This window comes from bacterium, assembly GCA_030693325.1.
Taxonomy (GTDB): domain Bacteria; phylum Patescibacteriota; class Minisyncoccia; order UBA6257; family MFKM01; genus MFKM01.
The window spans coordinates 101,494-125,745 of record JAUYAV010000011.1; the positions used below are offsets into that span (position 1 = coordinate 101,494).

The following is a 24,252-nucleotide window of genomic DNA, read 5'->3' on the forward strand; positions in this document are numbered from 1 at the left end:
GAGAATTTTAGCGAAATTAAAGCAGTTTGTCTTTCCAAATTTTAGGAGTAGCGCTGCTTTCCAAGTCGAGTTCTGACAAATATCTGAATTTTTGAGGCCCCATGGATTTAGCCCATTCAATCATTATTCTTATTCCTTTCCTCAAAGCAGTTTTTTCTTTGAAGTTTATCAATTTCTTGGCGATATCATGATTACTATAGGCATATTTCACTTCTTGAGGCCTAGCCGGAAAATATTTAGGCATAAAATGGGCCGGTATTTTCTTAGTCTCAAAAAATTCTTCAAGTACGATTTTTGCCAAATCATTCAGGGTTATCGCCTTGTCGCCGCCAAGATTTATTATTTTCCCCTCGCATTTTCGGCTGAAAGCGGCTTTAGCTGTCCCGTCTACAATCTCGTCAATGTAAGAAAAAGCTCGCTTTTGCTCGCCATCTCCGTAAATGAAAAAATTCTTGCCATTTAATAACCGGTTGATAAAGATACCGACAACATTCCTATAAGGATCCGATAAATTCTGCTTAGGACCATAAACATTATGGGGCCGAATAACGACATATTCGAATCCGTAAACGTTAGACATTACCCGCGTCACCGTCTCCATGGCCGCTTTGGAAGTTCCGTAAACATCCTCAGGTTGAGTTATGAGATTTTCCCGGAAAGGAACCTGTTGCGATCCATAAACACTCATTGAACTCATCAGTATCATTTTTTTTAAACCGTTTTTGATAGCCGGCACTAAAACGTTCATGTAAGCGACCAGATTGCGGTCAACAGCGCTAAAAGGAGTAAATTGACTCCTGCCCTCTGTCGCATCAGCCGCCAGATGAAAAATTACTTCCGGCTTTAACTCTTTGATGTATTGAGCGGTTTTCTCGCGTTCCCTCAAATCAAGTTTTTTGAAAAATTTTTTGTTAACGACGTTTCTTAAAAAACCTCCGGACAAATCATCGACATCGTAAACGGAAAACCCCTTATTATTAAGATAAGCGGATAAGTGGCTACCAATAAAACCGGCCGAACCAGTAATTAAAACTTTTGTTTTTTTTGCCATAGTTTTGATAATTAATTATTAATAAAGATATAAATATAATTATAGAATCCTTTTTTATTTTAATCAAATTAAACTCTGCCAGCCGTCAATTCTTGATAAGTCGCAATTATCTTTTTCGCCGAATTCACGTATTCGTATCGCCCCACTTTCTTATGCGCCGCTTCGGCAATCTTCGCTCTGAGTTCGTCGTGTTTTAAGAAAAAATTAAGTTTACTGAGCATTTCTTCCGGATTTTCAAAAGTAGCTATTTCTTCTCCCTCATCAAAGAAATCGCCGAATTCCCCTCCCCGGCTGGAAAGAAGAAATCCTTTGCAACCTGAAATTTCAAAAATCTTCATTGTGTGGGCCGGCAACATATGCGGGCGCAGAATATCCAAGATTATTTTGGAGCTGTCGCAAACTTTAGCCAATTCTTCGCCGAACACCGCTCTTCCTTGCCATTTTTTCTTTAATTGTGGGTTAGCCTTAGCCCAGCTATCCCCCCATATTTTCAAATCATAATCGGCAACGCGATTCAATAACTGTTCACGCTCTTTATCCCAACTGCCAATAAAAGCTACATCCGAACCATAATATTTTTTTTCTTCAACCGTTGCCTTAACCGGATAATGAATATCGGGGTCATAACCGAAAGGAATATATTCGGCTCTTTTGGCGCCGAAATCCAATAATTTGCCAATTAGAAACTTTCCCCAGATGAAATAGGCGTCGTATATCGGGATAGATCTCCGAATCCATTTATTGCTCACGCCATAATATTTTGTATCAAAAACATTGTCTGGAGCGTAGCAAAAAAGAGGAATTGCGGGCCATTTGTCCTTAATACTTTTAAGAAACTCGGGACTATAATACGCGCCTTTAAAAATAAGTATTAAATCCGGATTACTTTTTTTGATTGAATTAAAGAATTTTTCTCTCACAAGAACCGAGAAAAACTTCCAGAATAATCTATGGGTATATTTATTCTTGAAAACCCTGAAACTTTCTTCATAAGCTTCATCATCAAAAAACAATTCCGTCTCAATTGAGAGCTTCTGGAAACTTCTCGCAAAAGACATGCCTAATAAATATTTAACTTTGGAACAACTGATTAAAATTTTCATATGTTTTTTGAAATCATTAAAATGCCCGACCTTACAAAAAACGCTTTCCAAGGATTGGAATAATTCATGATTTTACAATTGTTCGCCCTAAAATAAAGAATCATCGCGAATGGGTCAACGGAATTACAGGCATCAGAGTCGGAAGACCAAAAAGTTTCATAGTTCGGCTTAAGTTTTTTGTATTTTAACTCATTTCTGAAGTTATTTCTATTCAAAATAAAACCTAACGCCCAAATTATTCTTTTCGGCATAACCGAACAAATCCGAAAAAACATGTTTTCTCTTAAAGGGACTAACGCTTTGATTAATTTGCCTTTTAAGCCGAAATCCGAATAAGGCCTGACAGCATAGCCGTCCGCCGCCCAGGGTCTTACCTGCCAAGCCATGTGAAAAAATAAATATCCTTTATTTTCCAACACCCGGAGTGTTTCTTTTAAAGAAAATTCTATGTTCGGGATATGCTCAAAAACTGAAGTCGTGAATACCAAATCAAAATTTTGGTCAAGAAAGGGATATTTTTCGTTTTCTTCCAAAACCACGTATCTTTTATGATAAAAATTTGAAAGGGAATCGCTGATATCCGCGCCCGTGTAATCCCCGATTATATCCTGGTATTTCCCGTTGCCGCTGCCTATTTCCAAGGCCTTTCCATTTTCCAAACCATATTTTTTTATAAATCCGGAAAATTCTTTGTAAAAAAGGTCATTGCTTAAATCTTTGCCCGAAGCATATTTTCCCCTGTCTACGCTCTCGTAAAATTTTTTATATTCGTTTATCGGCATTTTCGGTTTTTTTGACGTATTCGGAATTCAAATAGGCCTTATAATTCTCCGAAGCGGCTTTAAAGGATTCCGGGTTCCTGAAATGATCCAATCCGCTGTAATGTTCGCATTTTCGGCAAATCAAAGGCGGCTTCCCTTTTATAAATGACTCGCGAAAATTTATCATCTTTTCCCCTTTCCAGATATCTATCAAAGAATTTTCCATTATGTTTCCGATTTTAAGATCTATTTCTATATCTCCGCACCAGCAAGGAGTGACGTCGCCGTTCCAGGCGACCCGCAATCCCGAATAAGAAAGTCCGCAGGGTTCTTTTATTTTATTGACCGGCAACGGCGACATCCTCATTTCACCTTTTAAATCATCTTGTTTAATCAGCCCTCCCCAGCTGTGATAGTTATACTGATAATCAATCCGAAAATCCCTGCTTAACGCCTTAAATAAATCGGTTTTTGTAAAAAGGGATAATTTCTTGGAAGTCCGGAAAGATATCGCAAGCGAAACCGGACGGTTTAACCGCCGGTTTGTTTCCCCTAACTTAATTAAATTGCCAGACACCCGGTCGAACATATCCACCCCGAAAATTTCCCGGTATTCTTCCCGGTCGGTTCCGCCAAAAGTGACGGTGATGTTGTTCACACCCGAAGCCAGTAATTCTTCCATATCAAAATTATTAAGAAAAATTCCGTTGGTGTAAAAACTTATCTCCTTTATTTCTTCAAAGGAACGCAAAAATTTTATTCTTTCAATCGCTTTTTTGTCCAAAAAAACTTCTCCCGGAACTGGTGTCAATTCCACCCTGCCCCCTCCGATTTCAACATAATCTTTGACTGTTTTTTCAAAAATTTCATCGCTCATCATTCCCTTCGGGCGTTTCATATATTTATACGGGCAAAAACAGCAACGGGCGTTGCAGGTGTTCGTTATTTCTATGTCTAAATAAGAGGGCTTAACCAATAATTTATCAAAAACATACCGGGAAAAAACTTTTTGGGGAATGAGGCCGACCAAAAATTCCTGAATAATCCGAAACGCTCTTTGAAAAATTTTCTTAAAAAACAAAAAACTGAAACCCGCTTTGGAGTATTCGGCGCGCAGTTTTTTGATGATAGAATTTAAACTCATAATTCGTTGAAAGAAATAAACTTAACGCCTAAGTCGCTATTTAACAAACGGAACAAATTTTTGTCTGTCAGTATCTTCAGATCACTAATCCCGGCGCCGCTAATATCCGGGTGAGACATGAAAAGGTAGGTGGCGTCGGATAAATTACCAAGAAATTTCTCATCGTTAAAAATTCGGTCCAAACTGCCTTCACAAAAATAATCGGGCATTATAAAACGCCGCCTAAAATAATTATTTATCATCTTTTTATAAGCCAATTTCAGCGACGTCGGAAAAAAATTCCGGTAATTGATTTTTTGAGCCGTAAAATAATTTGAAGAGGGCCTGATTTTTGAAATCCCGTATTTTTTCGCCAATTTGGCGGTTATCATCGCCACGGTGGGAAGCGTATGAATATGATGATGGGAATCAATATGACTCGGCTTTAAACCGTAACCGAGAAACTTAAGAATCTGATTTTCCAATTCTTTGTAAATTTGCCTGCCGGAAACGCCGAACCGAAAATATTTTTTCCGGAATTCTTCCGAACTCAAAAAATTATCATTTTTTACAAGCGAGGAGACTTCTCTTAAATTCTTGGTGGCGGGTTTTCCTCCGGTAAGGTTCAAGTGAATACCGATGCTGAAATTTTTATGATTCTTCGCGAATTCCATGGCTTTATCAAAAGCCGAGCCGTTCGCCAAAACGCTCGCGCTGGTCAAAAAACCGTCGTTGAAACATTTTATGACCGCTTCGTTGATTTCGTCATTTTGCCCGAAATCGTCGGCGTTGATAATAAAATTCGGCTTATTCATTGTTTTGAAACATATTCTAAGGCCCTGAGAATTCCTTCAACGCAGGAATCGTAATTCCAGCTTGAAATAATTTTAAGGGAATTTTCGCTCATTTTATTTCTTAAAGCGGGATCCACTATCGTTTTTTCAATACATAATTTCAACTCTTCAATATCTCCCGCCCTGTAAACGAAGCCATTAAATCCCTGCTTAATTAAATCATGAGATGCTCCCACAAAACCAGTGGCAATAACCGGAAGGCCGCAAGCCATGGCTTCATTTACCACCAAGCCCCAGCTGTCTATTTTTGAAGGAAAAACAAACACATCCGAGACGGCGTAAAAAGCGGGCAACTCGCTCTGGTTTTTAAAACCCTGAAAATAAACGTTTTTGATATTTTTTTCTTTGACATAATTCTCCAAGTAGATTTTCTCCTCCCCTTCCCCGATAAAAACAAGAGCGGATTCCAAAGAACCCGAAATTTTCTCAAAGGCCTTTAATAAATCAAAAGCACCTTTTCCTTTATAAATTTTTCCCACGTATAAAATTATGGGAATTTTAAGCGGCAAATTAAATTTTTTCCGGATTTCTTCTTTTCTTCCTTTATATTTTTCCGATTCTTTTTGAAAAAAATCATTATCTATGGAATAAGGAGTCAGAAATATTTTTTTATCGGGCGCGCCGAAATATTTATAATATTCTTTATTTGACGCGCCGACTGAAAGAAACGCGGAAATTCCTTTGAAAAATAACGGGAATAATAATCTTTTGACAAAATGGGCCCACAAACGGGGCCTTTTCAATAAATTGGAATCACCGTGAAGAAAAACAGGCGTCCGGCTCAGCCAAGCGCCGAAAAAAGCAAACCAATTGGAAACACTGGAATAACCCCGCACTAAAATCGCGTCATAATGATTTGAAAAAAGTTCTTTGATAATTGAGGGGTTTACCAAGCCGAAAAAACCCGGGCGGGGCCTCAAGCTGTAATTTTTTAAAAATTTATATTTATAGCCGTCAAGCAAAGGAATATCCCATTTTATTTTTTTGCCGAAACCGGGGTCAAATTCCTCTTTTATCCCGTAATCACAGCAAAAATAAACCATCAGCTCTATTTCGGGGTGCTGGGCCAATTTTCTGAAAAGAGGCGCCTGATACTGAATGGGATGAGAAGTTAAAACGGCTAATTTGTATTTTTTTTTCATACTTTTGTTTTCTCAAATATCGCTTCCATCTCAAAAGCGGTTCCCTCTCTGATTGATTTTGAATTCGCCAGGCGGCGTGTTAAAAAAATCATTTCCCATAAAAATTTATTCAAAATAGGCGTGTTTAAAAGAATTTTGCGGATTTTCGTTCGGCTACTGGATTTTTCGTAATTGATGTTTTTCTTGCCTATTATGCCGCCGGTCTGGGGCAAATAGAAAAATTTAATCGGCTTTAAATCCAAACGGCTCAAGGCGTAAGTCAAACTGCGTTTATTAAAATAAAAAATATGTTCAAAATCCTTGTAAAAACCCGGCCATTTGTTTCCGTATTCCTTGGTGGCGTCGTAATTCGGGGTTGAAAAATACACGATGCCGGCCGGAGCCAAAACGCGGTCCAGTCGGGAGAAAAAACCGATTGGGTCCGAAAGATGCTCTATTAAATTACTGCAAACCACGATGTCAAAACTCGCTAAAGATAAACTGGAATTTTCCAATGTCCCCTCCTGGATATCCAAACCCAATTCCTTCCGGCCGAAAGAAACAAGGGCTTTAGAAATTTCCAAGCCGGTTCCTTTCGCTCCGGCTTTTTTTAAATCATACAAAAGAAAACCCGGGCCGCAGCCAATGTCTAAAATCCGGCTGCCGGAAATTTTTTTAAATTTAGAAATGCGCCTGATAATCGATTTATTGCTGCCGGTTTTTTTCTGGTCGTAAAATTTATTTTTAAGCGTTTCAAAATCTATATTCTGATTTTTATAAATTTCAAGAATATTTTCCTTGGAAGGCATCGGATTGACAAAGGCCAGCCCGCAATTCTGGCACTCAAAAACCCCCAACCCGTCAGGCCGATTGAAAACAAAATGAGTATTTTTATTCCCGCAAATATTACAAATGTTTTGATAAAACTTATCTTTATAGATTAATTTATTCAATTGATTCTAAGTCAGATTTAATCATAAGTCCGACAAGATCTTTGAATTTTTTTTCTGGTTTCCAGTTTAATTTTTCTTTCGCCTTGGATGCGTCAGCTAATAATTTATTTACATCCAGTGGCCGGAAATATTCTTCTTTCACAAAAATCAAATCTCTACCAGTGTTCTTATTAGCGCCTCTTTCATTAATGCCTTCTCCTTTCCACTCGATATCAATACCAATGCCTTTGAAGGCAAGTTCAACAAACTCTCGCACGCTATGATTTTCTCCAGTACCTATTACAAAGTCCTCTGGCTTGTCTTGCTGTAGCATCAGCCACATAGCTCTTACGTAATCGCCGGCGAAACCCCAATCCCTTTTAGCGCTCAAGTTGCCGAGCTCCAATCTATCTTCGAGATTAAACTTAATTTTTGCCGCTGTTGAGGTAATCTTTCTCGTCACAAACTCAAAACCTCGCCTAGGCGATTCATGATTAAATAAAATTCCAGTACAAGCAAAAACTCCATACGCATCTCTGTACATCTTGGTAAGATAGAAAGAAGCCAGCTTGGAAATACCGTATGGAGACACGGGATTAAATAAAGAATCCTCATTCTGCGGAGATTCCTTGACGTCCCCGAACATTTCGCTGGTGCCCGCAAAATAAAATTTGCAATCGGGTTTTATATTTTTAACGGCATCTAACAAATAATGAGTTCCGTTTGTGTTTATTTGAAACGTGCCAAAATCATCCTCGAAAGACACGCCAACCTGGCTTTGAGCAGCGAGATGATATAATTCATCCGGCTTAATCTTTTCTATTAATCGCCAGATGGCAGGATAATCTCTCACATCTCCGTAATGCATCTCTATTCTGTTTAAAATATGTTTTATGCGAGAAAATCTTTCATCCTTTTTCTCAACCGCAGAACGGCGCACCAAACCATGCACTTGATAATTTTTATCTAACAATAATTCCGCAAGATAAGAACCATCTTGCCCCGTTATCCCTGTAATTAACGCTTTTTTCATGTTATTCAATAGACTTTATTAAATTGGCCACTTTATCTTGAAACCTTTTAGGCCCGAAATGCAGGATTACTTCTCCTCTTAATGTTTCACCTTCTTTGATTTTACTATCTGATTTTTTTTTCACAACTTCCAAGATAGCGCTTTTTATTTTCTCCTTGTTGTCCGGGTCAACTAAAATCCCCAATTTACCATTAAGAAGGGCGTCGCGCGAGCCGTCTTTGTTACCCGCGATAACAGGCGTACCGCAAGCCATGGCCTCTAAAAACACTATACCAAAACCCTCCTTTTTAGAAAGCATAGCAAAAACATCGGCTAAGTTGTAATAGTCAGCCAACTCATCATCCGGTACGTATCCCGTCAATACAACATCCTTCTCAACTCCTACTTTTTTGATAAGTTTTTCAATTCTTTCTATATCGTCCCCTCCGCCGACTAAAAAGTATTTAATATTGCAATCTTCCTCTTTTATCTCCGGAAGTATTTCAATAATCTTATCATAACCTTTGCGCTGTTCAGTGGAATCCAACCTAGCCACGGTTAAAATTATTTTACTATTGTTGCTCAAACCATATTTTCTAATTAAATCTTGGGGTCGTCTTGCAATAAAAAATTTATCTTCATCAAATGTGGGTGATAAAAAGTATAATTTATTTTCAATATTCGGCAGGGTTGCTTTTAAAAATCCCGCCGTAAAATCAGATATAGTCACGACTACGTCCGCGCCGTTCAGCCCCCTGATTGCAACCCGGTTTTTTAAATCCCAAACTTCTATGCCGTATGTAAAAACAATATATTTCAAACTAAAAAGATTGTTTAAAAGTATGCACAAGGGGGCAAAATTAATGTGAGTGCAGAAAATAACATCCGGTTTTTTAAAAACAGCAGCGAAAATACTTTTCAAAACAAAAATTGGCTTACCTAAAAAATGGGACGGTCTTTCAACTAAAAAAACTTTGGCGTTATTGTTTTTTAAGGCCATTAGAAGGTCTTTATTATACCGCTGGATACCGCCGGTTTTGCTAAGGTCTGAAGATAAAAATAGTATTTTCATACTTGACGCAGTTCTTTAAGATACCTATCGACGATGAGAATTCATCCGCAACTTCTCATTAGCCTCATCCACTTCTTTAAGCAAAGACAAATTAACCCGAAGTTTTTCGGCAAGCTGAACAAAGGACTTGGTGTCCTTGATAAGACAGCCGCCGCTATAGCCCCGATAACCGTCGGTAAAAATATTAAAATGGCTTGAGCCGATTCTCGGGTCCCAGCCGACGCATTCTTTTATCACTTCAAAATCTATTCCGCCGAGTTTCTGGCATAAATCATAAATTTGGTTGGCGAAAATAACCCGGGCAGCCAAAAAAGTGTTGGAAAAATATTTGATCATTTCCGTTTCCCGGGCCTTGATGATTTTCGAATGCGGCGCCTGAGGAAGAATTTTTAAAATTTTCGGCGCCAATCGCCTGCTTTTTAAGTTAGTGTAGCCGACGAGCTGTTTTTCAGGTTTCAAAAAATCCTTGATGGCGGTTTTAGCTCTTAAAAATTCGGGATTATGCAAAAGAATTTTCCGGGGATGCTGTTTTTGAAATTTATCGGTTGAGCCGGGGAGAATCGTTGATTTTAAAACCACGATTTTTTTATCCCGGATATTTTCAAGAGCCTTCCCGACTTCGGAATCGTCATAGCCCCGGCCGTTGTCATAAAAAGGCGTCGGCACCGCCACAAAAATAATTTCGGCCCGGTTGATTTCGTTTTCCGACCCGATATTTTTATATTTATCGTAAGAAAAAACCTCATATTTTCCGGGTTGTTTTTCAAACCAATGCCGCAACGCGCCGCCGACATAACCCAAACCAATAATACCAACTTTTGTTTTTTTTGCCATTTTTATAATTAATTATAACGACTGGATAATTGTTTTAATTTTTTCATTGTCCGGCCAATATTTAAGAATAATTTCTCCTATTTCTTTTGTTTTTTCTTTATCCCCCGCCATTTGATAAATATTAAAAAGTCCTTCAAGGAAAATAAAACGATTGGAACTATTTTCTAAACCCAATTTTAGCATATCAACGCTTTTTTGAAGATAAACATTACTGTTTAATTTCTGGGCGGCTAATTCGTAAAGTCGGGCAAAGGCATAGAGATTCTGGCTATAGCCGAATCCTTTGCCTGCTTTAAGAATCGGCTCCATTGTATTTTCGGCCTGCTTGGTTAAAATTTCAATTATATTTTTATCGGTCTGCTGGCTTATTACATTAGCCAGAATATTTAAATATTGAGAAGAAATCTCATCTTGGCCGATGGGTGAATAAAAATTTAAAGCCGACGCGAAAGCCGTATCAAAATCCTGGATGGAGCGAATTTTTCCCGATTGAAGGTCAGACATAGCTTTGATAAAAAGCTGGCTTTTTCTCAAGGGCAAATAAGAGCCAAAGTACATTACTGTGACGATCAGTAAAGATAATGTTGTTGCTATTATGAGTTTGTATGATTTAAACATAAATGTAATAATTTTCAATTTTGAATGAATGCCTTAATTTTAAAATTTATTATTAAATTTGTAATTTGCAAAGGCCAAAAACAGGAAAAGATTAATGTAAATCGGCAAAACTTCAAAGAGAACAACGCCTTGAACCAAATAAGCTATAGGGAGAGCAAATATCAGCGCGGACTGATACGGACTTAACGCTGATTTGCGCATCTTTTTTAAAAATTGCCAATAGAAAACAATAAAAATTGAAAGATAACTTAACAGCCCCAAAATGCCGGTTGTTGTCAAATAATCGAAAAAAATGTTGTGAGCGCGGTCGAACCAAACCGTAAATTGCGGCAGATGATATTTTTCAATAGCCGGACTGAAATTCTCCGGCCCCCAGCCGAGAATCGGCCTTTCTTCAAAAATTTTAATTGATTGTTTCCAGAGAAAAAATCGCGTTTGTAAATTTTCGGTGCTTAAATTGATATCCAAAATTCTATTTCCACCCTGGCCTTCATTTTTACAAAAAGGCATTAGATCTATGGAACTGCGATATTTGAATCCTAGCCATCCAAAAATTATCAAAACAATAATTACAAACAAAATTATTTTCCGGACGCGGCCGGATGGCAGACGGAAAAAGAGATAAGACAAACCGGCTAAAACACCGGCGGCCAATCCCAAAAATGCTCCCCGGGTTCCGGAAAAAATCAGAATTATCAAAAATAAAACCATTAAACTCCCCCAAAGCCATTTTTTCAAAGACGCAAACTTATGCGGACCGGACGCGGACTGGCGCAGGCCATTAATAAGCAGATAGCCGGCGTAGAACAAAGCGAAAATCATAAAAGTGCCGATGTAAGCCGAATTTCCCAAAGAACCGGCGAACCGCTCACAAATACCAGGACCTATAAAACCAGATATTTTCAAAGCGGCGGCGAATCCATAGGCAATTACCAAAACCGCCACCAACGCCGAAACAATAAACATTCTCCGCCAGGCCTTTTCATCTCTAAAGAGTAAACCTAATAAAACGAAGAAAATAAAAAGATGCAGCATCTGCAATCCGCCTTCTCCACGCTCAAAATTGGACCAGAAAGAAGCGGAAGGATCATAACCTAAAAATCCCGCCAGCAAAAATATCAAAGTAAAAACCGAAACCGCGATTACCAAGGGGGTTAAAATTTTTAATTTTAACTTTGAAAATTGAAATTCTCCCCTCACCCAAGCCCAAAGAAAAAATATCAGGGCTAATTCCACCACTACCCGGAAAAAGACATATTTGCCGACAATAAAAGGAAATAGAGTGCTTCGGGAAACAATCAAAACAGTAAAAGGCACCAAATAAAGGAAAAATTTTGAAAGTTTTGAAAATAAATTAATCATATAACCATCACAAGCCTAAATCTTCAATAATCGGCTTAACTGTTTCAAAAGACGGCGATTTTTTAAATTCCGGCAAAGCGTCTAAGATCTGTTTTAGACGAAAGCGAGCATTACCTCGGTCGCCGGAATAAAAATAAACCATTCCCAGCTTAAGCTGCGAATCCAAATCATCTTGATTATAGCTTATGGCGGTCAGATACATATAAATAGCTTTTTCGTAATCACCGGCGTCTCCATAATAATTACCAAGCACTCTCGCTTCTCCGTTGTTTTGCGGTCCGCGTCCCAATTTTTTGGCTCGTTCTATTTCGGCGAAGCCAAGTTCTCTTTCGCCGGCTTCAAGTAAAGTAAACCCGTAGTAAAAATGCGGGTCAGCCGCTTCCGGGTCCAGCTCCACCGCTTTTTTCATCAATTCAACCGCCGCAGATTTTTCGCCTTCGATGACTTTAATTTTCGCCAAAGTGTAATAAATTTCCTGCCGTTGAGGGCTCAATTTCAAGGATTGCGCGCCTTGCTCTTCCCCTGCTTTCAAATAAGCGGAATTGAAAACATAAAAGACTGAACTTAAATTGGCAAAAGTCAAACGCAAAGCACCATCATTCGGCTGGCTATTAATCGCTAAAGCCAATTCCGACATCGCTTTGGCGGAAACCTTTTCAATTTCGGGAATAAATATTCCTTGGGAATAAATATCGGAAACTGCTGAAGCAAAATCTTTTCTGATGTCATTGGTATACGGATTAGGGGTGGACAAAGACTGGGCGTAAGCAACAAGAGCCGAAGCAGACATACGGTTCAGAAAATAGTTTAATCCCCAGTATTGGCGATTATTGGCGTAAAGCGATTTGTAATTTACAAAATAAATGGGGATAAACGACACCAAAACCAACAAAACGATAACAATTGCTTTGATATAAGAATTCGGCAAATTTTGTTTTTTTTCTATTTTATTTTCGTTTGCGTCATCTTTGTGTTTATAATTCCCATCTATAAAAGCCAGTAAAATAAAAAACATCAGATAAGAACCAAAGGTGTCAAAAAGAAAAAAATTCTGCGCTAAATAAGCTATCAACATCGCCATTAAAAATGGCGATGCGCTGATTAATGCCGATTCTGGCTGATTGATGCTGATATTTTTATCCGCATAAATCAGCTTTTTATCAGCACCTATCAGCTTTTTAAACGCAACAATAAAAATTCCCAAGTAAGCCATAAAACCAAGAATACCGGTATTAATCAGATATTCCAAAAAAACATTATGGGGTTTGTCCCAATAAGTCCCGCTAAAATCAAACCTCAAAAGGCGGGGGTCATAATGGCGGTCAAATGGATACTTAAAATTCTCAAAACCGAATCCCAAAATTGGCCGCTCCAAAAACGATTGCCACCCTATTTTTAGGGCAATAAAACGCGGTTCCGTTTCTGCGGGCCGGCTCAAAGCGAAAAACTCGGTAGCCCGCCTTAAACTGGGAATTTTTTCCCAGAAATGAGCGGTTCGGGTAAACCAAAAAACGCCGATGCAAACAATGATAATTACCAAAAAAAACGCTGATAATTTCCGAATACTTAATTTGGAAAAAACCGGAATATCCGCGAAATTTTGCCGGCGGGAAACCGAAAAATAAATAAGCAAAAAAATAATTCCTATCATAACGCCCAGAAGCGCCGCTCTTGTTTCCGTTAGAAATATCGCCCAAACATTCAGCATGGTCAAAATCCCAATTAAAATTGGCATAATTTTATTGGCGCCTTTCCGCAAAAATTCAAAAAACAGCCAAAGGCCGATAAAAATATGGAAAAAAATGTAAGAAGCCGTGAAAGAAGAGTTGCCAAAAAAAACGCCGGGCCGGATATTGGAAGTTATAAATAAATTGCCGTCTATTAATTTCAACCCAACGCCGATAGTGGTAAGGGCAATTATGGAACTTACTATAAAAGAAAAACCAAGATATTTTTTCCAATTAATTTCCCGCCATAAACCGGAGAGAACGATAAACAGCGCTCCAAAATGAAAAAGCGCTATTAGCCCTAAAGCCCGGGCTTGAACCGACCATAAGCTCCGATGCCAATCAAGGCCAAAGATTGAGGAAATAATTAAAAGAATGAAAAACAAACCAAGGATTATTTTTAAGGGCGTGAATCGCGGCCGGTATTCTTTGTGAAAAATAATCAAACCAAGCCACAAAGCGAAAATGATTTCCATCAGGGAGAAAAAAACAAAAACCTTGAGCGTATTAAAAGGGTACATCAAGCTCCGGCTAAAAATTAAAGGGATAAAAAGAACGGCATAAAGCAAAAACTTAATAACCTTAATCAAAATTTCTTTTTTCATTAAAATTAATTATATCACAGGAAAACCAAAAGCCGCCTTTCGGCGGCTTTTGGTTCCTAAATCCGTCTCAAGGGTCGGATTAGTATTGCGCGTCAGCAATAGTGAACGGAACAACGCTGGCTTCTATAGGAAGACTGCCATTTATTCCATCATTCCATGTGACATCGGTGGCACCATTAATGGTTACTGACAGTGATTCACTCATACTGGCAACGTCATAGAAAGCGGAAGAATCAACTCTCAATATAGTAGCCTGAGTAGCTCCTTTGGAAATAGTGAACGTAGGCGCAAAGGTAACATCGCAAGTGTTGCCGGCAGCCGGAGTACAGGTTTGCTGTGTGGCGCCGCCAAACGCTGTGGTGTCGCTCTTTAACAAGTCAACCTTGAATGCGGTTGAACCGCTGGAAACAGCAACGCCGGTAAATTTAACGGTAACCGTTCCCAATATCACTGAACCGGCCGAATTGGCTGTCCAGTTTATGGTTGCCAAATTGTCAGTTGCTGTCCTGGTGCGGCCTGATGTCGCGCCAATTAAAGTGGAAGTAAAGGCCAATTTGGTTTTATACACCGTGATAGCGGTATCGCTGGCGGCCGAACCACTGATAGTGGCCGCGGTGTTAGAGTCGCTGCCAATACCGGTAATATCGGTTGAAGTAGCGTTAATTTTCCAGGTGTGAGTTGTGACAGATTTCGAACCTCCGGAATCATAGCTCGCCACATCGCCCTTAAGAGTTAAGGTAACAGTATCGTTCTTGGCAACAACCAACGGAGCGGCCAAACTGAAGAGCACCGTGGAAGTTGTCGTACCGACAACAGTCGCTCCCATCGGGCCGGCCAATAAAGTCGTACCGTTGTATAACTTCAGATTTTCAAATGAAGCTAATCCCGCGGTGTTTCCGGTAATGGTGTCGTAGAATTTGATGGCCGAAACCTTCATATCTTCGTAAGCATTACCAGCCAAGCTGATGGCGAACAAATCATTGTTGGTTTGCGACATTACCACCTGTTTTGCCGATGGCGTGGTTGAATCAAGCGCTAAAGTCAAAGTAGCGCCGGAAGCAATAGTTACATCCGGACCGGCAACTCCACCGGTTGGAGAAAAAGTAATGGCGCTGTTGGAAACCAAACCCGTGGCTGTCCAAGCAGTCAAGTCAATAGCAGTAGCTTCGGTTTCAGCAGTGGCAAGAAGGTCGGTATAAACATCAACTATTACCGAACCTCCGGCCGCAACCGTAATCGGGATAGCGCCTGAAAATTGCATCGCCGTTTCCGCGGCAGTCTTGCTGACTGTCGCCTTGGTCACGCCGAATTGAACGCCTCCAACCATTACTTTCAAGTTCTGGATGTGAAGGGTAAACGCGTCCTTGTCAAAAGTTAAGGTTGAAACTTTAGCGCCTTCAGCTGAAGAAGCGGTTAAAGTGAAAGAAGCGATTCTCTTGTTGTTGCCTCCAGCTACATAAGTCGGGGCGCCAAAAGCGGTGTTCAAAGCCGCTGTTAACGGTGAAGAAACAACCGTCAAAGTGCTACCGCTTCGTGAACCAGTGGTAGCAGTCGCGAAAGAGGTTTGACCCTCTAAGTTATTTGCATTACCAGGCAAAGAGCCGGTAAGTGAAGTAACGTCGGCAGAACTACCAATATCAGCTTTAAGTGAAAGTATTCTGGTAGTGTTCGCTGGAACAATGTAATTGATTGCCGAAGCGCTGGTACCAAAGTGACACTTTATGGAAGTAGCCGCTAAGGTACATGTGCCGTTGGTGGTTCCGCCAGCAACTGTGCTGATGGTATTACCAACCTGATTGCCGGCATCGTCAATTATTTTGATGTTTTTAACATCATCGGTGACATTACCGATGGTCTCCCAAGTGGCGCTACCAGCTTCGGTAATTGTCGCATCCAAAAATTTCACTTTTACAGCTTCACCCGCCGCATATACGGCGAATTTAGCCAAAGTGACATTAGAAGCGCCAATCGGAATACTTCCGGTTGGTGAGTCTGACGCCAAAGAAACTGTGATTGAGCCCGTACCAATGGTTACTTGGGTTGAGTAGGTATCAGTAAAAGTGCCGGAGATTCCGGTGTTGTACTGGCTATCAACCAAATAAATATCATAGGGTCTCAAGACATACCAAGTCATAGTCCGGCTTGGGCTGCCCATTACATCAACCGACACTCCCAAAGTGGAGTTACCGGTCGGTAACTTGACATCCGAGGAAGACAAGTCAAAAACAACTGTCCCATCGGAACCAACGCTGGCAACTGTTGAGCCAATCTGAGTACCGTTAAGGGTCAGTTTGGCATTCTTTAAATCACCCATACTGACTGAGCCAACAACGGTGTATTTGATTGTTTTAAGAGCAACCGCGCTGTTGTCGACAGTGACAGTGGCATTGCTAACATTGACGCCCATAGTACCGGCATCAACGGTCGCGCCCACGGCCTGGTGATCAATAGTGACCGTCGCCAAAGAAGGATTAGTGACAGTAGTAACTGTCAAAGTGTTGGAGCTAACCGGCAAACCGCTGAAAGTAACGCCAGCCGCTGTGGCTGAAGTTAACTGCCAGGCGATATTGTTGCCCGCGCTCGCGCTTGTGGACAAATCCATTCTCAAAGCGATGGTGCGGGTAGCACCGGCGCTGATATCAAACAATTTAGTGGCTGAAAAAGTCGCCACTCCGCTTGACAGAGAATTGTATTGAGCGATAACCGCTCCGGTTTCATCCGCCAAGTAAAGGTTGTTGATATTGCTGTCGCTGGTTACACCAATTTTGGTGAGTTTTATTTCAGTAACAGTAGCAGCGCTTAAAGCTGAAAAAACAAATTTACCAACTACCATATTCCCGGCTCCGGCAATAACGCTGCCAGTCGGGGAATCAGAAGCCAACGAAACGGATGTGTTCGTGACTGCTGGCGCGCCCGGAGTTGTCGGAGTGGTCGGGGTTGTTGGGGTTGTTGGAGTGGTTACAGCCACTGACGCAACATAAGCCCGAGTCTTGGGTCCAAAATATCCGGCTGGAGGAGTAATTCCTTTAGCCGCCTGATATTTCGCCAAAGCCGCCTGTGTCAATGAACCGAAATAAGTGGTTTCATTGCCAACTGAACCAGCTCCGGAAGCAGCTACCGCATATCCTGAAGCATTCAAGAGCTGCTGCAAAGCCATAACATCATCGCCTTTTGAACCAAGGGTGAGGTCCTTAGTGAAAGTGTATGAAGTCGTTTGCGTGGTACCTTGAGCCGTAGCTAATTGAGTCTGTAATAACTGAATTGATGCCAATAAGGCATTGATCTGTGTTTGGAGTTCGCTAACGGTAGCTGCTCCTACCGGCATCATCAATGAACCGGAAAGAAAAACAGCTGTCGTCAATGAAATCGCAATTGAACTAATTTTTCTACTCATTTTTAATTAATTTTTAAATCGACTTAGAATTATTAATTTTTAATTTTTGGAAGATTATCACTTTTATTCATCGACCCGCCGCTAAGCTTGTGAGGTTAGTTAGCGGAATAAATAGAAGAATAATCCTAGTATCATTTTTTAAAACTCACTAATTGTCGAAAATCTGCTTGTAATTCTTTAAATTGATCTTCTAATCTTTCAATACGGTTTTTATACTCATGGAAAATAATTTCCTCTAACTGATCAAATCTTTTATTCATTTCGTACTCTAATAAATCAAATTTTTTATCAACCTTGCTAAATTTTATATTCATCTCTTCAAATCCCGAGTTTACCATCTTAGCCAAATCATCAAGGGTGATATTTTTTTTTAATTTTATATTTTTTTTCATTTTGTAAATAAAAAATCTCACTTTGAAAAGTGAGACTGATTTCGCTTCATGAAACATTAAGCTTGAAACATGAAACATTAAAAAATACGCTTCATGATTCATGTTTTATGCTCCATGAAAATACCGTTCAGCCTCACTTCTGAACCTTTCTATTATACTACACGCCAAATATATATCAACTGAGCTACCACTAAACTTGAACATATCGTAATAGTGATAACTATTAAATAGAACGGAATTATTGGCTGAAAGTTACGGCAGGTTTGAGCTGGTAATAAGTTCCGGGACCGCCGGGGCCAACCCGTTCAATCATCCCCTCTTCGCAAAATTTCTGAAGGTCGTAGCGGAGTGTTCTTTCGCTTGTGCATGGGAATGCGGCAACCAAATCTTTAATCCGGCAATTCTGAACTTGCCGCATTATATCTATAATTGCCGATTTCCTCATTACCGCATTTTCCTTGTCTTTTTCCACCACGGCCGCCTCTTCTTGTCCTATTTCGTCTACTTTGTTATCAACTACCATTGGCATTGCCGATTTAGCTATAGATTCATTATTATTCTGCGTTGGTGTTGAGGTTTGGAAAAACTCTTCTAAATTCAATTCGGCAATTGCCGAATTATTTTGCCTGACGGCCGTATTAAGATTGCCGATTTCCCGCAATAGCACCTGCGATTGAAGATAACTTATTTCTCCTATGCCTTGGCTGAAATTCATTAAAACTTCTAAAAGCGAAAGTGAATTGCTTAAAGACAAATTGTTATTTGAAGAACCGGCTTCCAAGAGATCAAGCCCCGCTTTTTCCAAACGAGTTCTTAAATCGGCATTTTTTATGCCGTCTCCCAAACGAAAAACGACATAACAAATTTCATAGGCCTTTTGAGTAAAATTAAATAACATTAAACTTCAGTATCCTATATTTGATGATTGAATGTCAAGAGGTTTCAAGCAAACCAAACTTGTCTGAGAAAATATCCCGCAGGCGTCCAAAGATTGGTCTCCGCGAAGCGGAGTTTGGACGCCGAGGGAAAAGAAAATTTTGCCGCTGGAGCAAAATTATTCTGGTTTTCGAAGGCAAGTTTGGTTTGCGGAAAACCGAAAAGACTTTGGCTGGCGGAAAAAGTTTTGGAATGAAGTTGACAACCGGTTTTAAATTGATTAGATTGATAAATCAAAAAGGTCGTTTTTTGATATTTAATTTATTAAAATATTTATGAACTTTAAACCTCTTTCAAATCATGTTTTTATTGAAGTGTTGGAAGAAGAACTGAAAACCAAATCGGGCATCGTTCTTCCTGACAACGCGGAAAAAGAAAAACCCATCAAAGGAAAAGTAGTCGCCGTCGGTCTGGGAAAATTTAATGAAAAAGGCGAACGCTTGCCGATGACCGTAAAAATCGGCGATATGGTTTTATTTAAAAAATACGGGCCTGACGAAATTGAAATTGATAACAAAAAGTATTTGGTCGGAAACGAAGACGATATATTAGCAATTTTAGAATAATCAAAATTATGGCGAAACAAATTTTATTTGACGATAAAGCAAGAGCGAAACTTAAAGTCGGCGTAGATAAATTGGCGGACACGGTAAAAATTACTCTCGGTCCCCGCGGCCGGGCCGTGGTTTTGGACAAAGGATTCGGAGCGCCTACTATCACTTTGGACGGCGTAACTATTGCCAAAGAAATTGAATTAAAGGATCGGATTGAAAATCTCGGAGCTGAATTAATCAAAGAAGTGGCTTCTAAAACCAACGATGTCGCCGGAGACGGAACCACCACTGCCACCCTTTTGGCTCAAATTTTCATTCATGAAGGGTTGAAAAACGTCACTTCCGGCATTGACCCCATCGCCATGCGCCGGGGAATGGAAAAGGCCTATGAAGAAGTTTTGATTTCTCTCAAAAATCTTTCCCAAAAAATAAGCAACAAAGAAGAAATCGCCCAGGTGGCGACCATTTCCGCCCGCGACCCGGAAATCGGCAAATTAATCGCCGATGTCATTGATCAAGTCGGAAAAGACGGAGTGGTTACGGTTGAAGAATCGCAAACCCTGGGGCTTTCCAAAGAATTAGTGGACGGTCTGCAGTTTGACCGCGGGTATGTCTCCGCTTATATGGTCACCAATCCCGAACGGATGGAAGCGGTTATGGAAAACCCCTATATATTGGTGACTGACCAAAAAATTTCCAGCATCGGCGCTCTTTTGCCGCTTTTGGAAAAACTCGTTCAAGCCGGTAAAAAAGACCTGGTGATTATCGCCGACGATATTGACGGCGAAGCGCTGGCAACTTTAGTGGTTAATAAAATTCGGGGCGTCTTTAATGTCTTGGGCGTGAAAGCCCCGGGCTTCGGCGACCGCAAAAAAGAAATGCTTCAGGATATCGCCACCGTCACCGGCGCCGAATTTATTTCCGAAGAAATCGGACGCAAACTGGAAAACACCGACATCATCGCTTTGGGCCAGGCGCACCGCGTGGTAGCCAATAAAGACAATACGACGATTGTCGGCGGCAGAGGCGAAAAATCGGAAATTGAAAAAAGAGTCGCTCAATTAAAAGCTCAAATCCAAAAAACCGATTCCGAATTTGACCGCGAACATCTTCAGGAAAGAGTAGGCAAACTTTCCGGCGGCGTCGCCGTCATTAAAGTGGGCGCGGCCACCGAAGTGGAACAAAAAGAAAAACAGCACCGGATTGAAGACGCCGTGGCCGCCACTAAAGCCGCCATTGACGAAGGAATTGTCCCCGGCGGAGGCGTGGCTCTGGTCAGAACCGCCAAGGCCGTGGAGGCATTAATAGATAAATACGATAAAAGCCAACTGGCGGAAATTGTCGGCGCTAAAATAATTTTGGAAGGAATTTGCGCTCCTTTGAAACAAATTTCGGAAAACGCCGGCTATAACGGCGCCGTTGTTTTAAATAAAGTCAAAGAAGGCAAAGATGATTTCGGATTTAACGCCGCTACCGGCCAATTTGAAAATCTCATAAAATCCGGCGTCATTGACCCGGCTAAAGTGACCCGCTTGGCTCTCCAAAATGCGGTTTCGGTCGCTTCCCTGCTTTTGATTACCGAAGCCGTGGTGGCGGAGCTGCCGGAAGAAAAGAAAGACCGAATGCCCGGTCAGCCACCGATGGGAATGGAAGATTACTAAATTTCTCGGCTGGATTACTGAAAACATCTCAAAACGGAGGCGATTGCCTCCGTTTTTGTTTTTTACTCGGCATCTTTATTTGACAGCGCGGAATTTTTCTGTTTTTATGCTTGTAGCATTTTAAAAATAAAACTATAATGTTGTTATGGAAAATAAAGGAAGAATAAGTTGGGATGATTTTTTTATGAGCGTTGCCCAATTATACGCGGAAAGGTCCGCCTGCAAACATTTCAAGGTTGGCGTTGTCTTCGCTAAAGACAAAAGAATTTTATCGGGAGGTTATAATGGCCCGCCGAGCGGCGAACCTCATTGCACTGAAGTCGGCTGCGCTAAAGAAGACAAAAACGGCAAAAGGTTGCCTGCCGGTTCCGGTTTATGCCGCGGCGCCCATGCCGAAACAAACGCCATCGCCAATGCCTCGTCTGAAGGAATAAATCTGCGCGGTTCAACCGTCTACTGTATTTATTCGCCTTGCTACGATTGCGCCAAAGTGTTGGTGAATCTCGGCATTAAAGAATTCGTTTACCTCAAAGAATACGGCGACGAAGACAAAAGCCTCGCGAAAGAACTTTTTAGCCGCCACAAAATTTTGGTAAGAAAAAAGAAAATCTAAGGAGGTGGGAAATGGTTAATGGACAATTAGTAGCTCATGTGTTCGCTAGCGATCTTGACGATGCCTGGTATCAATGCGTAAAAACGGTAATTGAGAAAGGAAGGATATATCTTATCAGCGCCGGAAGTTTTGAAAAAACGCACCGCGCGGGAATGCCGATTATTGCGGAAATTCATAATCCCGGTCATAGGCCGCTTGCCCCATTGATGCCCGAAGGGTCCTCTGTCATCCCGCCGACAAACGAAGAATACATCAACCAGTATTTTGATTATCTCTGCAGTCCGGACAAAACGGCGAGCGAACATTATACCTACGGCGAAGATATCTGGTGGCAAATTGAATGGCTAGTGGAATATTACAAAAAAGCGGGGCATGAAACTAATCATGGCTATATGACCGTCGGCCGACCGGAATCAATACTGTTTTACGAACGCAAATTGGAGCTTGTTGAAAAAATTTCTGTTTACGACCCGGTAAAGAAAGAAATCTGGTGGGAGAGAGTAATTTCAAATGCCTGGAATAAAAACAACGAAATAAAAACCAGCTCGCAATGCCTGCGCGGAATTGACACCTGGATTGAAAATAACAAACTGCATTTCTGGGTTTACTTCCGAAGCTGGGATTTATGGGCCGGCTTTCCTACTAATCTCGGCGGAATTCAGTTGCTGAAAGAACATATGGCTGAAAGAATAGGCGTAGAAGACGGCCAACTGGTCGTCTCAAGCAAGGATTTACATATCTACGAATATGCCTGGCCATACGCCTTGCTAAGACTGGGAAAAGATGAAAAATTCCTGGAAAAGCGTTTGGCAGAAGAAAAGCGCTAAAAAATAGAAACAACGGCGCCGCAGATGAAAATCCGCGGCGCTTTTTAATTTCAAAAATTTATGATAAGATAAACGCAAGGTCGCAACTTTTAATATTAAAATAAAAGAATATGAATTATTTTTCTTTAACCAATATTATTATCGCCATCGTCGCTGTTATTATTTTATGGATTATCCTGACTTATAACGGATTAATCAAAAAAAGTTACCGGATAAAAGAGGCCTGGTCGGATATTGAAGTTCAACTGAAACGGCGCTATGACCTTATTCCCAACTTAGTGGAAGCGGTCAAGGGCTATATGACCCACGAAAGAACGGTTTTTGAAAAAGTAACCGAAGCCCGGGCTCAAGCCATCAGCGCCAGCGGAAAAGACGAAAAAGCTAAAGCCGAAAATGCCCTTTCCGGCACCTTGAAAACGCTTTTCGCAGTGGCTGAAAATTATCCGGATTTGAAAGCCAACGCCAATTTTTTGGAGTTACAGCAAGAATTGACCGATACCGAAAATAAAATCCAAGCGGCCCGCCGGTTTTACAACGGCAATGTCAGGGATTTTGACACCGCCATTGAAACCTTTCCGGCTAATTTAATCGCCGGTTCGTTCGGATTCAAAAAAGAAGAATTCTTCGGCTTGGAATCGGAAACGGAAAAAGAACCGGTGAAAGTTAGTTTTTAGCCACTAAGCATTAACGGCTCATAAGAATTATGGCCTCTCTTTACTCTCATCAAGAATCCAATATTCGCCGAACCTGGTTTTTGTTCACGGGATTTTTAATTGTCGTCATCGGCCTCGGCTGGTTTTTTTCATATATTTTTGACAGCTCGGCGATTCTAATTTTTGCCGTTATTTTCAGCGTATTAATGTCGCTGATAAGTTATTGGCAGTCGGATAAAATCGTCCTGGCGATGGCGCGGGCAATTCCGGTTGAGAGAAAAGACAACCCCGAACTCTATAATATCGTGGAAAACTTAGCCATCACCGCCGGCCTGCCTACTCCAAAAATATATTTAGTCAATGAAGCGTCGCCTAACGCTTTCGCTACCGGCCGCAATCCTCAACACAGCGTGATTGCGGTCACTTCAGGATTGCTCGCTAAATTAAACCGCGCGGAGCTGGAAGGCGTTATCGCCCATGAATTATCCCATGTCGGCAACCGGGATATTTTACTTTCAACCGCCGTGGTGGTCTTGGTCGGTTTTGTTTCCTTGATTTCAAATATGTTTATCCGTTCAATGTTTTGGAACCGGGGCGGGCGCCGAAACAATCGCAATGAAGGCGGAGGAGTCTTATTTTTAATAGGAATAATATTTGCGATCTTGGCGCCCATAGCCGCCGCTTTGATGCAACTGGCGATTTCCCGAAAAAGAGAATTCCTAGCCGATGCTTCCGGCTCTCTCCTGACCCGCTACCCGGAGGGCCTAGCCCAGGCTTTGGAAAAAATATCGCAAGACCCTACGCCGATGAAAATAGCCAACAACACCACTTCGCATCTCTGGATTGAAAATCCTTTCAAGGGCAAAACCCGGGAATCCTGGTTTACTAAGCTTTTTATGACCCATCCACCAGTAAAGGAACGAATCAAGGCATTACGCGAGATGAGCGTTTAATATTTGCTCCGACTTTGTCGAGAATCTCCCGATTGTATCGAGGACTCTCGACAAAGTCGGAGCTCAATGAAATCGGGAATTTTTGATAAAGTAT

At 40.9% G+C, this 24,252-nt stretch carries 22 protein-coding genes; 6 read left to right on the top strand and 16 right to left on the bottom strand.

Going from position 1 to position 24,252, the window contains the following annotated elements; translation table 11 throughout:
• Window positions 1-16: 16 nt before the first annotated feature.
• From Q8N22_01195 to Q8N22_01270, 16 genes are all read right to left on the bottom strand, one after another.
• Window positions 17-1,051 (bottom strand): NAD-dependent epimerase/dehydratase family protein, encoded by a 1,035-nt coding sequence (locus Q8N22_01195; protein ID MDP3052554.1) that lies wholly within the window; start codon window positions 1,049-1,051, stop codon window positions 17-19.
• Window positions 1,052-1,119: 68 nt separating this feature from the next.
• Window positions 1,120-2,154 (bottom strand): glycosyltransferase, encoded by a 1,035-nt coding sequence (locus Q8N22_01200; protein MDP3052555.1) that lies wholly within the window; start codon window positions 2,152-2,154, stop codon window positions 1,120-1,122.
• On the bottom strand, window positions 2,151-2,936 hold the full coding sequence (locus tag Q8N22_01205; protein ID MDP3052556.1) for a class I SAM-dependent methyltransferase: 786 nt from the start codon (window positions 2,934-2,936) through the stop codon (window positions 2,151-2,153). Before Q8N22_01205 ends, Q8N22_01200 begins: the two co-directional genes overlap by 4 nt.
• The gene (locus tag Q8N22_01210) at window positions 2,917-4,059 is read right to left on the bottom strand and encodes a radical SAM/SPASM domain-containing protein (GenBank protein ID MDP3052557.1); all 1,143 of its coding nucleotides are present in this window, start codon (window positions 4,057-4,059) and stop codon (window positions 2,917-2,919) included. Before Q8N22_01210 ends, Q8N22_01205 begins: the two co-directional genes overlap by 20 nt.
• Window positions 4,056-4,853, bottom strand: a complete 798-nt coding sequence (locus Q8N22_01215) for a ChbG/HpnK family deacetylase (protein MDP3052558.1) — start codon at window positions 4,851-4,853, stop codon at window positions 4,056-4,058. Before Q8N22_01215 ends, Q8N22_01210 begins: the two co-directional genes overlap by 4 nt.
• Window positions 4,850-6,034, bottom strand: a complete 1,185-nt coding sequence (locus Q8N22_01220; GenBank protein MDP3052559.1) for a glycosyltransferase family 4 protein — start codon at window positions 6,032-6,034, stop codon at window positions 4,850-4,852. The genes Q8N22_01215 and Q8N22_01220 overlap by 4 nt, the downstream gene beginning before the upstream one ends.
• Entirely contained in the window at window positions 6,031-6,966 is a 936-nt protein-coding gene (locus tag Q8N22_01225; protein MDP3052560.1) for a class I SAM-dependent methyltransferase, read from the bottom strand. Before Q8N22_01225 ends, Q8N22_01220 begins: the two co-directional genes overlap by 4 nt.
• A complete protein-coding gene (gene gmd, locus Q8N22_01230; GenBank protein MDP3052561.1) occupies window positions 6,959-7,978 on the bottom strand; it encodes a GDP-mannose 4,6-dehydratase in 1,020 nt (339 codons plus the stop codon). The genes Q8N22_01225 and gmd overlap by 8 nt, the downstream gene beginning before the upstream one ends.
• A 1-nt stretch (window position 7,979) precedes the next feature.
• A complete protein-coding gene (locus Q8N22_01235; protein ID MDP3052562.1) occupies window positions 7,980-9,029 on the bottom strand; it encodes a glycosyltransferase family 4 protein in 1,050 nt (349 codons plus the stop codon).
• A 24-nt stretch (window positions 9,030-9,053) separates the two neighbouring features.
• Window positions 9,054-9,863: a hypothetical protein gene (locus Q8N22_01240; GenBank protein MDP3052563.1), complete on the bottom strand. Its 810-nt coding sequence runs from the start codon at window positions 9,861-9,863 to the stop codon at window positions 9,054-9,056.
• Window positions 9,864-9,875: 12 nt separating this feature from the next.
• On the bottom strand, window positions 9,876-10,481 hold the full coding sequence (locus Q8N22_01245) for a hypothetical protein (protein MDP3052564.1): 606 nt from the start codon (window positions 10,479-10,481) through the stop codon (window positions 9,876-9,878).
• A gap of 39 nt (window positions 10,482-10,520) precedes the next feature.
• Window positions 10,521-11,843 carry an O-antigen ligase family protein gene (locus Q8N22_01250; protein MDP3052565.1) on the bottom strand — a complete coding sequence of 441 codons (1,323 nt, stop codon included), beginning with the start codon at window positions 11,841-11,843 and terminating at the stop codon, window positions 10,521-10,523.
• A gap of 7 nt (window positions 11,844-11,850) precedes the next feature.
• Window positions 11,851-14,175 (bottom strand): O-antigen ligase family protein, encoded by a 2,325-nt coding sequence (locus tag Q8N22_01255; protein MDP3052566.1) that lies wholly within the window; start codon window positions 14,173-14,175, stop codon window positions 11,851-11,853.
• A 79-nt stretch (window positions 14,176-14,254) separates the two neighbouring features.
• Entirely contained in the window at window positions 14,255-17,569 is a 3,315-nt protein-coding gene (locus Q8N22_01260) for a peptidoglycan-binding domain-containing protein (protein MDP3052567.1), read from the bottom strand.
• A 131-nt stretch (window positions 17,570-17,700) separates the two neighbouring features.
• A complete protein-coding gene (locus tag Q8N22_01265; GenBank protein ID MDP3052568.1) occupies window positions 17,701-18,063 on the bottom strand; it encodes a hypothetical protein in 363 nt (120 codons plus the stop codon).
• A gap of 136 nt (window positions 18,064-18,199) precedes the next feature.
• Window positions 18,200-18,859, bottom strand: coding sequence for a DeoR family transcriptional regulator (locus Q8N22_01270; protein MDP3052569.1), 660 nt, complete (start codon window positions 18,857-18,859; stop codon window positions 18,200-18,202).
• A gap of 313 nt (window positions 18,860-19,172) precedes the next feature.
• Here Q8N22_01270 and Q8N22_01275 point away from each other — a divergent pair, with 313 nt between their 5' ends.
• From Q8N22_01275 to Q8N22_01300, 6 genes are all read left to right on the top strand, one after another.
• A complete protein-coding gene (locus Q8N22_01275; protein ID MDP3052570.1) occupies window positions 19,173-19,463 on the top strand; it encodes a co-chaperone GroES in 291 nt (96 codons plus the stop codon).
• Window positions 19,464-19,471: 8 nt separating this feature from the next.
• Window positions 19,472-21,112: a chaperonin GroEL gene (gene groL, locus Q8N22_01280; GenBank protein ID MDP3052571.1), complete on the top strand. Its 1,641-nt coding sequence runs from the start codon at window positions 19,472-19,474 to the stop codon at window positions 21,110-21,112.
• 145 nt (window positions 21,113-21,257) lie between these two features.
• The gene (locus Q8N22_01285) at window positions 21,258-21,725 is read left to right on the top strand and encodes a dCMP deaminase family protein (GenBank protein MDP3052572.1); all 468 of its coding nucleotides are present in this window, start codon (window positions 21,258-21,260) and stop codon (window positions 21,723-21,725) included.
• A gap of 11 nt (window positions 21,726-21,736) precedes the next feature.
• On the top strand, window positions 21,737-22,552 hold the full coding sequence (locus Q8N22_01290) for a thymidylate synthase (protein MDP3052573.1): 816 nt from the start codon (window positions 21,737-21,739) through the stop codon (window positions 22,550-22,552).
• 110 nt (window positions 22,553-22,662) lie between these two features.
• The gene (locus tag Q8N22_01295) at window positions 22,663-23,226 is read left to right on the top strand and encodes a LemA family protein (GenBank protein ID MDP3052574.1); all 564 of its coding nucleotides are present in this window, start codon (window positions 22,663-22,665) and stop codon (window positions 23,224-23,226) included.
• Window positions 23,227-23,255: 29 nt separating this feature from the next.
• Entirely contained in the window at window positions 23,256-24,158 is a 903-nt protein-coding gene (locus Q8N22_01300; protein ID MDP3052575.1) for a M48 family metallopeptidase, read from the top strand.
• Window positions 24,159-24,252 lie beyond the last annotated feature (94 nt).

Coding starts and splice junctions, on each gene's coding strand:
- Q8N22_01270 (MDP3052569.1), bottom strand. CDS start 18,859: ATGTTATTTAATTTTACTCAAAAGGCCTATGAAATTTGTTATGTCGTT.
- Q8N22_01285 (MDP3052572.1), top strand. CDS start 21,258: ATGGAAAATAAAGGAAGAATAAGTTGGGATGATTTTTTTATGAGCGTT.
- Q8N22_01290 (MDP3052573.1), top strand. CDS start 21,737: ATGGTTAATGGACAATTAGTAGCTCATGTGTTCGCTAGCGATCTTGAC.
- Q8N22_01255 (MDP3052566.1), bottom strand. CDS start 14,175: ATGAAAAAAGAAATTTTGATTAAGGTTATTAAGTTTTTGCTTTATGCC.
- Q8N22_01200 (MDP3052555.1), bottom strand. CDS start 2,154: ATGAAAATTTTAATCAGTTGTTCCAAAGTTAAATATTTATTAGGCATG.
- Q8N22_01195 (MDP3052554.1), bottom strand. CDS start 1,051: ATGGCAAAAAAAACAAAAGTTTTAATTACTGGTTCGGCCGGTTTTATT.
- Q8N22_01205 (MDP3052556.1), bottom strand. CDS start 2,936: ATGCCGATAAACGAATATAAAAAATTTTACGAGAGCGTAGACAGGGGA.
- Q8N22_01235 (MDP3052562.1), bottom strand. CDS start 9,029: ATGAAAATACTATTTTTATCTTCAGACCTTAGCAAAACCGGCGGTATC.
- Q8N22_01245 (MDP3052564.1), bottom strand. CDS start 10,481: ATGTTTAAATCATACAAACTCATAATAGCAACAACATTATCTTTACTG.
- Q8N22_01265 (MDP3052568.1), bottom strand. CDS start 18,063: ATGAATCATGAAGCGTATTTTTTAATGTTTCATGTTTCAAGCTTAATG.
- Q8N22_01250 (MDP3052565.1), bottom strand. CDS start 11,843: ATGATTAATTTATTTTCAAAACTTTCAAAATTTTTCCTTTATTTGGTG.
- gmd (MDP3052561.1), bottom strand. CDS start 7,978: ATGAAAAAAGCGTTAATTACAGGGATAACGGGGCAAGATGGTTCTTAT.
- Q8N22_01240 (MDP3052563.1), bottom strand. CDS start 9,863: ATGGCAAAAAAAACAAAAGTTGGTATTATTGGTTTGGGTTATGTCGGC.
- Q8N22_01220 (MDP3052559.1), bottom strand. CDS start 6,034: ATGAAAAAAAAATACAAATTAGCCGTTTTAACTTCTCATCCCATTCAG.
- Q8N22_01275 (MDP3052570.1), top strand. CDS start 19,173: ATGAACTTTAAACCTCTTTCAAATCATGTTTTTATTGAAGTGTTGGAA.
- groL (MDP3052571.1), top strand. CDS start 19,472: ATGGCGAAACAAATTTTATTTGACGATAAAGCAAGAGCGAAACTTAAA.
- Q8N22_01215 (MDP3052558.1), bottom strand. CDS start 4,853: ATGAATAAGCCGAATTTTATTATCAACGCCGACGATTTCGGGCAAAAT.
- Q8N22_01210 (MDP3052557.1), bottom strand. CDS start 4,059: ATGAGTTTAAATTCTATCATCAAAAAACTGCGCGCCGAATACTCCAAA.
- Q8N22_01300 (MDP3052575.1), top strand. CDS start 23,256: ATGGCCTCTCTTTACTCTCATCAAGAATCCAATATTCGCCGAACCTGG.
- Q8N22_01260 (MDP3052567.1), bottom strand. CDS start 17,569: ATGAGTAGAAAAATTAGTTCAATTGCGATTTCATTGACGACAGCTGTT.
- Q8N22_01295 (MDP3052574.1), top strand. CDS start 22,663: ATGAATTATTTTTCTTTAACCAATATTATTATCGCCATCGTCGCTGTT.